The 3,956-nt window shown below is 73.6% G+C and carries 3 protein-coding genes; 1 reads left to right on the top strand and 2 read right to left on the bottom strand.

Features of this window, described 5'->3' with window-relative positions:
* Positions 1 to 18 precede the first annotated feature (18 nt).
* Entirely contained in the window at positions 19 to 972 is a 954-nt protein-coding gene (locus C1I99_RS30205; RefSeq protein WP_233512801.1) for a sugar phosphate isomerase/epimerase family protein, read from the bottom strand.
* Positions 973 to 1,583: 611 nt separating this feature from the next.
* On the opposite strand from C1I99_RS30205, the gene C1I99_RS30200 reads away from it, so the two are divergent.
* The gene (locus C1I99_RS30200) at positions 1,584 to 2,852 is read left to right on the top strand and encodes a L,D-transpeptidase (RefSeq protein ID WP_111137573.1); all 1,269 of its coding nucleotides are present in this window, start codon (positions 1,584 to 1,586) and stop codon (positions 2,850 to 2,852) included.
* 98 nt (positions 2,853 to 2,950) lie between these two features.
* Here the strand turns inward: C1I99_RS30200 and C1I99_RS30195 are convergent.
* Positions 2,951 to 3,956 (bottom strand): SMP-30/gluconolactonase/LRE family protein (locus C1I99_RS30195; protein ID WP_233512800.1); only part of this gene is annotated, 1,006 nt, incomplete at its 5' end.

Here is a 3,956-nt window from a genome sequence, read left to right as displayed (position 1 = left end):
GGTCCCCCGGTGGTGTGCTCAGTAGCGAAGCGAGGCGAGGTAGGCGTAGCCGACCCGGGCGGTGTCCAGGGCGTCGGCCGGGGCGCGGGGCGGGGTGCCGGCGTCGTCGCGCTCGACGATGTACTCCTCGATCCCCGCCTCCCGCCCGTGGGCGAAGATCCGGCCGAAGTCGATCAGCCCGTCGCCGAGATCCGCGAAGCCCGCGTTGGCGTCCATGTCCTTGACGTGCACCTGGCGGATGCGGCCGCGGTGGGCGCGGATCACGTCGACCGGGTCGTGCGCGCCGCGCCAGCTCCAGTACAGGTCGAGTTCGAAGTGGACCAGCCGGGGGTCGGTCTCCGCGGCGAGGATCTCGAACCCGGTCCGCCCGTCGGTCAGCGGCACGAACTCCAGCTGGTGGTTGTGGTAGCCGAACCGCAGGCCGGCCCGGGCGGCCAGCCGGCCGGCCCGGTTGAGGTCGGCGGCCAGCGCCCGGTAGCGCTGCGGGTCGCGGATCGGGCGGCCGTCGGCGTCCAGGCCGAACCAGGGGTGCGCGAGGTACCGGCAGCCGACGGTGTTGGCGTCGGCGAGCACCCGCTTCCAGGCGTCGGCGTCGAAGGGTTGGGGGATGCCGGCGTGGCCGGAGGTCGCCCGCAGGCCGGCCTGGTCCAGCGCGGCCCGGAACTGGGCCGCCGTCCGACCGACGAAGCCGGCGTGCTCCACCCGGCGGTAACCGATGTGCCGCAGTGCGGCGAGCGTTCCCGGCAGGTCGGCGGCGAGCTGGTCGCGCAGCGTGTAGAGCTGGATGCTGATCCGGTCGGCGGGGACTCGTCGTCGGGCGCCCGCCGCAGCCGGTCCGCTGGCCTGCGCCGGGCCGGTGAGCAGCCCGGCGGCGCCGACCGCCGCGGCGGACACGGTGGCGGCGCGGAGGATCCCGCGCCGGGTGACGGGTTCGCGCCCCTCGCTGCTGGGTCGGGGGTCACGTTCGTCCACGGTGGTGGTCCTTCCTGCCGGACTCGACGTCCGGCCGTCGGTGGTCGACCCCGGTCGTGCGCGGGCACGGCGGACCGGCCGGACGAGGCGTCCGGCTGTGGCGGTCAGGTCGTGTCGCGCCGCGGATGGCACGCATGTGGTTGCGGTGGGGGCGCCGCGCGGGGAGGAGGTGGGAAGCGGATCGACCTATGGGCAACTTTGTATCTGATTGGTCACCGTACCCTTGCGCCGCCGGGAAGGCAAAGGTCTGTTCCGAACAACGAAAGTTCTGCTGTCTGCAACAAAAGCCGGCCGGGCTCCGGTCGTCGATCATGAGACAGCGCCCGCCGGCGCGCTCGCGCCAACCGGCGGCACGAGCCGGCCGGAAGTGGGCGAGCGGGCCGCAGCGGCGCACCCGGGTGAGGACGGGATGGTGGCGCCCGGTGCGGAATGGTCCGGGTCGCTGGCGGCGATCGTGCAACAGAACCGGCCGACCGACCCACCCGCCCCATTTGACGCAGCACCGGAAAACGCCGTCGATAATCGGGGGGCGATTCCACGGAAATTGCGCGCATATCTGCGCGGCGTGGAGACAATGTGGCGGAGGGACACCAAAAACGGGGGGACGCATCATGAAGCTGAGGCGGCGAATGACGCTGTTGGCGGTGACCATCGCGGCGACGCCCCTGGCGCTCGCCAGCTGCACCGCCGAGTGGAAGCCGGGCGACCGAGCGGCCGAGGGCCGGGCGGCGCCGCCAGAGTTGACCGTCACGCCCGTCGACCGGGCCAAGGACGTCCCGATCAGCGCCGAGGTGGGCACCGCCGTCAAGGGCGGGCGGATCACCGACGTCCGGATCACCGACGACAAGGGCAAGCAGATCCAGGCCGAACCGCGCGAGGACGGCTCGGCCTGGGTGCCCAGCGCTCCGCTGCAGCCGAAGCGGACCTACACCGCCGAGGTGACGGCCACCGGCGACTCCGGGGCCACCACCACCCGCAGGACCACGTTCACCACGATGCCGAAATCGACGAAGCCGGCGATCACCAGCACCCTGTATTTCGCCGACAAGCGGACGTACGGCACCGCGATGCCGGTAACAGTCGCCTTCGACCCGCCCATCCCCGAAGAGGCCAGAGCTGATGTGCAGCGGCGGCTGTTCGTGAAGACGGACCCGCCGCAGCCGGGAGCCTGGTCATGGGTGTCCGACGGCTCGCAGGTGTATTACCGGGCCCCCGACTTCTGGCGGCCGGGCACCACCATCAGCGTCCGGGCCGCGATCGAGGGGCTGCCGATCGGCAAGGACAAGGTGGGCGACGAGGACCGGAAGGCGACCTCGAAGATCGGCCGGCAGGTGGCCCTGGAGGTCGACAACGCCACCAAGCAGATGTCCGTGTTCCGCGACGGGAAGCTGATCCGCAAGATCCCGGTCAGTCTCGGCAAGCCGAGCACGCCGACCTCCAGCGGCAAGATGGTGATCATGGAGAAGCACGAGTACGCCACCTTCGACACGCGGGGTGAGCCGAACGGCGGCTACGTGGTCGACGTCGAGGACGCCCAGCGCCTCACCTGGGGCGGCGAGTTCATCCACGCGGCGCCGTGGTCGGAGGGAGACCAGGGCAACACCAACGTCTCCCACGGCTGCACCAACGTCTCCTCCTCCGCCGCCGACTGGCTGATGGGCGTCACCCAGGTCGGTGACCTGGTCACCTTCAAGGGCACCGAGGTGGAGCTGACCGAGGGTAACGGCTGGACGGCCTGGAACGTCAGCTGGGACGAGTTCGTCAAGGGCAGCGCGCTGCCCGTACCGGCCGGGCTGCGACCCGCGCCGTCGCAGGCGCCGCACCCGGGGGCCGTGGCCGGCGGCTCGCCGGCGCCGGTGCCGTCCGTCCAGGGCGGCTGACCGGGGATGACCGACCCGCCGACCGACCCGCCGACCGGCGGGTCGGTCGGCACCGTCGCTCCGTTCCGCCTGCCGGGCCGCCGGCCGCCGCCGGACGGTCAGGCCAGCGGCACCCGGGCCACCCCGGATCCGGTCAGTGTGCCCAGCCAGAGCCGGTCGCCGTGCTGCCGCACGCCCGTGATCATGTGGTGCGTCCCGCGTGGACCGTGCAGGGTGCGCAGCACCCGGCCGTCGCCGTCGACCAGCGCGACCAGGCCGTACCGCAGCGGCCTGGGCTGGACTGCGGCGGGCAGCACCGCGACCAGCTGGCGCAGCCGGGGGTGCGGCAGCAGCCACTCGACGATCGGCACCCGCGGGCTGGGCAGGGCGATCCAGTACGTCCCGTCGCCGACCGGCGCGAGATTGTCCGGGTACGCCGGCAGGTCGGCCAGCACGGTCACCTCGCCGTCGGGCAGCGTGACCCGGACCAGCCGGTGGGTGGCCGTCTCCACCAGCATCAGGGCCGACTCGTCCGGGGTGAGGGCGACCCCGTTGGGGAAGTAGAGCCCGGAGCAGACCACGTCGGTGCGCCCGCTGCCCGGGTGGTACGCCAGCACCCGCCCGTTGGGGCGGTGCTCCAGCAGGTCCCGCCGCCAGTGCGACAGCGGGAACCGGTCGGAGCTGTCGGTGAAGTAGACCGTGCCGTCCCGGGCGACCGTGGCGTTGTCGGCCAGGTGCGGCCGTGCCCCGGCACCGCCCAGCTCGTGGACCGCGCCGTCGCCGGTGACCCGCAGCAGCCCCCGGTACGCGTCGCAGACGACCAGGCTGCCGTCGCGCGGGTCGACCTCCACGCCCAGCGGCCGGCCGCCGGTCTCGGCCAGCAACCGGGGCCGGGTGCCCGGCGGGGCGTCCACCGGCCACCACCACAGCCGGCCGTCCTCGGCGCCGCTGACCACCCGCCCGGCCGGATCGACGACGACGTCCTCCGGGCCGGTGACGCCGGTGGGCAGCGGCAGCAGCTCGGCCTGGTCGAGCCGGCGATCGGCGGGGGCCCAGGGCCCGTCCAGCGGGGGCGGCACCGTGGCGGGCTCGCGGACGGCTCGGATCAGCCGGGGCGCGCGGGGG

Source organism: Micromonospora deserti (assembly GCF_003236335.1).
GTDB lineage: Bacteria > Actinomycetota > Actinomycetes > Mycobacteriales > Micromonosporaceae > Micromonospora > Micromonospora deserti.
Note: the sequence above shows the minus strand (reverse complement) of the source record. Positions and strands in the feature narration are given on the sequence as shown.